Origin of the sequence: Mesorhizobium sp. M4B.F.Ca.ET.214.01.1.1 (assembly GCF_004791545.1) — a bacterium.
Taxonomy (GTDB): domain Bacteria; phylum Pseudomonadota; class Alphaproteobacteria; order Rhizobiales; family Rhizobiaceae; genus Mesorhizobium; species Mesorhizobium abyssinicae.
This window is the reverse complement of sequence record NZ_SRUX01000110.1, coordinates 1-375: the sequence shown is the minus strand read 5'-3', so window position 1 is coordinate 375 and position 375 is coordinate 1. Positions and strand designations below refer to the sequence as shown.

Below are 375 nucleotides of genomic sequence, written 5' to 3'. Positions count from 1 at the left end.
TGTCGACCGCATCGGACACGCCAGAGATCGGGTCGGCCAGCGTGTTTGCGTTGTCCGAAACGACGATGATGACCTGCGTCTTCTTCGGGTCGGTGCCTTCGAAGAAGGCCTCGGCCTGCGAGAGCGCGGCGCCGAAGTTCGTCGACAATCCACCGGACGTAAGATCGCCGATCCACACCTCGAGCGAATCGATGTTGTCGGACGTGACCTTGCGATACTGCTTGCTCGACTTGACCGAGTCGGACCAAGAGACGAAGCGCACGTCATACTTGACGTCGGTGTTGGTGCGCATCCAGTCGGTGATGAAGAGCGCTGCGGCCTTGACCGCCTGCAAACGCGAGCCGACGATGGAGGACGAGGTATCGAGAGCCACAT

At 60.5% G+C, this 375-nt stretch carries 1 protein-coding gene; it reads right to left on the bottom strand.

All coding sequences use genetic code 11. The features are described 5' to 3' along the window. On the bottom strand, window positions 1-375 hold a 375-nt coding region (locus EN857_RS33515), incomplete at both ends, for a VWA domain-containing protein (RefSeq protein WP_189522831.1).